The organism is Mesorhizobium sp. M1C.F.Ca.ET.210.01.1.1 (assembly GCF_004791585.1).
Taxonomy (GTDB): Bacteria; Pseudomonadota; Alphaproteobacteria; order Rhizobiales; family Rhizobiaceae; genus Mesorhizobium.
In genome coordinates this window covers 1-281 of sequence record NZ_SRUU01000231.1, presented here as the reverse complement: position 1 = coordinate 281, position 281 = coordinate 1, and the positions used below count along the sequence as shown (strand labels likewise).

The following is a 281-nucleotide window of genomic DNA, read 5'->3' as shown; positions in this document are numbered from 1 at the left end:
GTTTGTTGCGTGCGCGTCGAAGGACAAGAATGGGCAGCGCAAAACCCACCAGCAGAAAAACGATGAGCGCCGCAATAGAGGAAAAGCCGAAAACCAACTTCAGAGCCAGCGCAAGCATCAGCCCGGCGAGGAGGAACATTGCCGCGAAAGCCAGCGGATTGCCCGTGATACCTGATTGCGTATAGAGCCGGTTCAGCCCGATCGCGCGAAAAACAAAGTCGCCCGATTCTGTCAATCCACGTCCACGCAACAGGCCTTGGAGCGTCTGTTCGGCCGGCGCC

1 pseudogene is annotated in these 281 nt (G+C 58.0%); it reads right to left on the bottom strand.

The features are described 5' to 3' along the window. Positions 1 to 281, bottom strand: a pseudogene (locus EN853_RS33705) (type II secretion system protein F); the annotation flags it as partial.